Raw genomic sequence first — 5,662 nt, 5'->3', positions numbered from 1 at the left:
ATGTTAAATAAAAGTTACGAAAAATTTGCGGGGTATTAAAAAGAGTTCTACTTTTGCACCACTGAAAACGAGAGGAAGTAAGTAGCGCAGAAAGCTAAGATAAGCAGAAACTTTTAAAAAAATACACACTGAAAAATTTGCAAGAATAAAAAACAGTTGTATATTTGCAGTCCCAATTAAGGGAGCGCAGGAGTTTGATTGATTAATGAAAAGTAAGAGAAATTAAGGTCATCAAAAAACTTTAAAATTTTCTTCAGAAACATTTGGTCAATTGGAAATAACTTATTACTTTTGCACTCGCAAATACGGAGCGACACTGACAGAAAGATTGCTTCGTTAAAAAGCGGAAGATTAGAGATCATTGAAGATACAATATAACAACCAAAAAATAAGGAAAAACTAAAGCGTAATTAATAAACTTTGAGTGAGTCAGACAAACATACAATGGAGAGTTTGATCCTGGCTCAGGATGAACGCTAGCGGGAGGCCTAACACATGCAAGCCGAGCGGTATTTCTTCTTCGGAAGAGAGAGAGCGGCGTACGGGTGCGGAACACGTGTGCAACCTGCCTTTATCTGGGGGATAGCCTTTCGAAAGGAAGATTAATACCCCATAATATATTGAATGGCATCATTTAATATTGAAAACTCCGGTGGATAGAGATGGGCACGCGCAAGATTAGATAGTTGGTGAGGTAACGGCTCACCAAGTCAGTGATCTTTAGGGGGCCTGAGAGGGTGATCCCCCACACTGGTACTGAGACACGGACCAGACTCCTACGGGAGGCAGCAGTGAGGAATATTGGACAATGGGTGAGAGCCTGATCCAGCCATCCCGCGTGAAGGACGACGGTTCTATGGATTGTAAACTTCTTTTATATAGGGATAAACCTACTCTCGTGAGAGTAGCTGAAGGTACTATATGAATAAGCACCGGCTAACTCCGTGCCAGCAGCCGCGGTAATACGGAGGGTGCAAGCGTTATCCGGATTTATTGGGTTTAAAGGGTCCGTAGGCGGATCTGTAAGTCAGTGGTGAAATCTCACAGCTTAACTGTGAAACTGCCATTGATACTGCAGGTCTTGAGTAAAGTAGAAGTGGCTGGAATAAGTAGTGTAGCGGTGAAATGCATAGATATTACTTAGAACACCAATTGCGAAGGCAGGTCACTATGTTTTAACTGACGCTGATGGACGAAAGCGTGGGGAGCGAACAGGATTAGATACCCTGGTAGTCCACGCCGTAAACGATGCTAACTCGTTTTTGGGGCTTCGGCTTCAGAGACTAAGCGAAAGTGATAAGTTAGCCACCTGGGGAGTACGTTCGCAAGAATGAAACTCAAAGGAATTGACGGGGGCCCGCACAAGCGGTGGATTATGTGGTTTAATTCGATGATACGCGAGGAACCTTACCAAGGCTTAAATGGGAATTGACAGGTTTAGAAATAGACTTTTCTTCGGACAATTTTCAAGGTGCTGCATGGTTGTCGTCAGCTCGTGCCGTGAGGTGTTAGGTTAAGTCCTGCAACGAGCGCAACCCCTGTCACTAGTTGCCATCATTCAGTTGGGGACTCTAGTGAGACTGCCTACGCAAGTAGAGAGGAAGGTGGGGATGACGTCAAATCATCACGGCCCTTACGCCTTGGGCCACACACGTAATACAATGGCCAGTACAGAGGGCAGCTACCTAGCGATAGGATGCGAATCTCGAAAGCTGGTCTCAGTTCGGATTGGAGTCTGCAACTCGACTCTATGAAGCTGGAATCGCTAGTAATCGCGCATCAGCCATGGCGCGGTGAATACGTTCCCGGGCCTTGTACACACCGCCCGTCAAGCCATGGAAGTTTGGGGTACCTGAAGTCGGTGACCGTAACAGGAGCTGCCTAGGGTAAAACAAGTAACTAGGGCTAAGTCGTAACAAGGTAGCCGTACCGGAAGGTGCGGCTGGAACATCTCATTTTAGAGCGTCTTTAGACGTTAAACAAAAACAGTACGCAAGTACAATGTACTTATTTAAAGTTTATACCTTTAGTTTTTTTATTTGGTTGTCATATTATAAAAACATAAACCCACTAGAAATTAGTATAAGGGATAAGAGATTGAGAAATGAAGGAGAGGAAAAGTATTACTTATTACTCATCACCCATTACTCATAACAAAGTCTCGTAGCTCAGCTGGTTAGAGCGCTACACTGATAATGTAGAGGTCGGCAGTTCGAGCCTGCCCGAGACTACTAATTGAAAAGACGGGAGATAAAAAGACAAGAGATATGAGACACTTTAATAGTCTCGGGTCTCAAATCTAAAAATCTCGAGTCTAACTAGAGGGGGAATTAGCTCAGCTGGCTAGAGCGCCTGCCTTGCACGCAGGAGGTCAAGGGTTCGACTCCCTTATTCTCCACGAAAGTTTCGAAAGAGACATCATTTGAAGGTTTAAAATTAAAAAGCAGATAGAGCCAAAAACAATATTCTGCGGATTAAACTGGAAAAAGAGAAAAGATCATTGACATTAACGGTAAAGATATCACAAAGAGAAAACCGGGCGCGGAAAAGCGCTTGAGTTTACAAAAATATTTAGCAGCAATGCTAAGCAAAAATACTGAACTAATTAATAATTAGGAAAGAAATCGTTAAGGGCGTATGGCGGATGCCTAGGCTTTCAGAGGCGACGAAGGACGTGGTAAGCTGCGAAAAGCTCGGGGGATTGGCACACACGAATTGATCCCGAGATGTCCGAATGGGGCAACCCGGCATGTTGAAGACATGTCACTCCGCAAGGAGAGCAAACCCGGAGAACTGAAACATCTAAGTACCCGGAGGAAAAGAAATCGAAGAGATTCCGTAAGTAGTGGCGAGCGAACGCGGATTAGCCCAAAAGTCATTATATATTTAATAGAATGTTCTGGAAAGAACAGCCATAGAGGGTGATAGCCCCGTATATGAAAGGTATATTTTGATGATAAATGAGTATGGCGGGACACGTGAAATCCTGTCTGAATATGGGGGGACCATCCTCCAAGGCTAAATACTCCTGAAAGACCGATAGTGAACAAGTACTGTGAAGGAAAGGTGAAAAGCACTTCGAATAGAAGGGTGAAATAGAACCTGAAACCGTACGCCTACAAGCGGTCGGAGCCCACAAGTTGGGTGACGGCGTGCCTTTTGCATAATGAGCCTACGAGTTAATTTTACTAGCGAGGTTAAGCACTTCAGGTGCGGAGCCGGAGCGAAAGCGAGTCTGAATAGGGCGGTTAGTTAGTAGGATTAGACGCGAAACCTTGTGATCTACCCATGGGCAGGTTGAAGCTTTGGTAACACAAAGTGGAGGACCGAACCGGTTGACGTTGAAAAGTCTTCGGATGACCTGTGGGTAGGGGTGAAAGGCCAATCAAACTGGGAGATAGCTCGTACTCTCCGAAATGCATTTAGGTGCAGCGTCGATATTGAGTTTATTAGAGGTAGAGCTACTGATTGGATGCGGGGGAGTCAAATCCTACCAATTCCTGACAAACTCCGAATGCTAATAAATGCTTGTCGGCAGTGAGGGCATGGGTGCTAAGGTCCATGTCCGAGAGGGAAAGAACCCAGACCAACAGCTAAGGTCCCCAAATCTCTGTTAAGTTGAAGCAACGCGGTTGGACTGCATTGACAGCTAGGATGTTGGCTTGGAAGCAGCCATTCATTTAAAGAGTGCGTAACAGCTCACTAGTCGAGCGGTCCGGCATGGATAATAATCGGGCATAAACAGAGTACCGAAGCTATGGATTTACAGTCAAGGGACTGTATCTGGTAGGAGAGCATTCTATTTGCGCCGAAGCAGTACTGTGAGGTATTGTGGAGCGGATAGAAAAGAAAATGTAGGCATAAGTAACGATAAAGCGGGCGAGAAACCCGCTCACCGAAAGACTAAGGTTTCCTCAGCCATGCTAATCAGCTGAGGGTTAGTCGGGACCTAACGCGAACCCGAAAGGGGTAGTGGATGGACAATGGGTTAATATTCCCATACTTGCTCACACTAAAAAGGGGACGGAGTGACGTAGCTACTGGAGACTGACGGAATAGTCAAGACCTAGCCTTCGGGCGAAGTTGTTGTAGTGAACTTGCTTCCAAGAAAAGCCGAAGTGAAGCAACCCGTACCATAAACCGACACAGGTAGTCGAGGAGAGAATCCTAAGGTGCTAGAGTGAATCATGGTTAAGGAACTAGGCAAAATAGTCTCGTAACTTCGGGAGAAGAGACGCCATCAGCAATGGTGGCCGCAGTAAAGAGGCCCAGGCGACTGTTTATCAAAAACACAGGACTCTGCAAAATCGAAAGATGCAGTATAGGGTCTGACACCTGCCCGGTGCTGGAAGGTTAAGGAAGGGCGTTAGCAGCAATGCGAAGCGTTTGACTGAAGCCCCAGTAAACGGCGGCCGTAACTATAACGGTCCTAAGGTAGCGAAATTCCTTGTCGGGTAAGTTCCGACCTGCACGAATGGTGTAACGATCTGGGCACTGTCTCAACCATGAGCTCTGTGAAATTGTAGTCTCGGTGAAGATGCCGAGTACCCGCAATGGGACGAAAAGACCCTGTGAACCTTTACTATAACTTCGTATTGACTTTGAGTAAGTAATGTGTAGGATAGGTGGGAGACTATGAAGCAGGCACGCCAGTGTTTGTGGAGTCAACGTTGAAATACCACCCTTTACTTACTTGGAGCCTAACTTCTTTCAGAAGGACACTGCGTGGTGGGTAGTTTGACTGGGGTGGTCGCCTCCAAAAGAGTAACGGAGGCTTTCAAAGGTACCCTCAGCACGCTTGGTAACCGTGCGTAGAGTGTAATGGCATAAGGGTGCTTGACTGTGAGACCTACAAGTCGATCAGGTGCGAAAGCAGGACATAGTGATCCGGTGGTTCCGTATGGAAGGGCCATCGCTCATAGGATAAAAGGTACTCCGGGGATAACAGGCTAGTCTCCCCCAAGAGCTCATATCGACGGGGAGGTTCGGCACCTCGATGTCGGCTCGTCACATCCTGGGGCTGGAGAAGGTCCCAAGGGTTGGGCTGTTCGCCCATTAAAGTGGCACGCGAGCTGGGTTCAGAACGTCGTGAGACAGTTCGGTCTCTATCTATTGCGGGCGTTAGATGTTTGAGAGGGCTTGAATCTAGTACGAGAGGACCGATTTGAACAAACCTCTGGTGTATCAGTTGTTCCGCCAGGAGCACCGCTGAGTAGCTACGTTTGGAAGAGATAAGCACTGAAAGCATATAAGTGCGAAACTCGCCTCAAGATGAGACATCTTTTAAGGGTCGTGGGAGATGACCACGTTGATAGGCTATAGGTGTAAAGCTGGTAACAGCATAGCCGAGTAGTACTAATTACCCGTAGATTTATAGCCTAATTGGCAGCGAAGATCCGCGCCGCTCAGGTTCTCTCTTTGTGAATGTTTTTATCGATAAATATAGACACTGGATGTGTAGATATGAGACACGGGACGATAAAGTCTCTACTCTCCAATCTCTCAATCTCCTGTCTCTAAATACAGCCTTTAGGGTGGTTTTAGCGGTGGGGCTCACCTGTTCCCATTCCGAACACAGAAGTTAAGCCCACCAGCGCCGATGGTACTGCGAAAGCGGGAGAGTAGGTCGCCGCCAGTTTTTATTCAAATCCTCAATCATTTA

At 46.4% G+C, this 5,662-nt stretch carries 2 tRNA genes and 3 rRNA genes; all 5 read left to right on the top strand.

Annotated features, from left to right (window positions below):
- The first annotated feature begins 441 nt into the window (after positions 1-441).
- The 5 genes from AC2A1G_RS19975 to rrf all read left to right on the top strand — a co-directional run bounded on the left by AC2A1G_RS19975 (position 442) and on the right by rrf (position 5,638).
- A 16S ribosomal RNA gene (locus tag AC2A1G_RS19975) occupies positions 442-1,958 on the top strand.
- A 199-nt stretch (positions 1,959-2,157) separates the two neighbouring features.
- A tRNA-Ile gene (locus AC2A1G_RS19970) sits at positions 2,158-2,231 on the top strand.
- Between the two features lie 93 nt (positions 2,232-2,324).
- Positions 2,325-2,398 (top strand) — tRNA-Ala (locus AC2A1G_RS19965).
- 219 nt (positions 2,399-2,617) lie between these two features.
- A 23S ribosomal RNA gene (locus tag AC2A1G_RS19960) occupies positions 2,618-5,379 on the top strand.
- Positions 5,380-5,530: 151 nt separating this feature from the next.
- Positions 5,531-5,638: ribosomal RNA gene (gene rrf, locus AC2A1G_RS19955) — 5S ribosomal RNA — on the top strand.
- The 16S, 23S and 5S rRNA genes sit together here with 2 tRNA genes alongside, the layout of an rRNA operon.
- The last annotated feature ends 24 nt before the right edge of the window (positions 5,639-5,662 follow it).

Source organism: Chryseobacterium sp. HNCC26DJ240, assembly GCF_057180485.1.
This window is presented reverse-complemented; position numbering and strand designations above follow the sequence as displayed.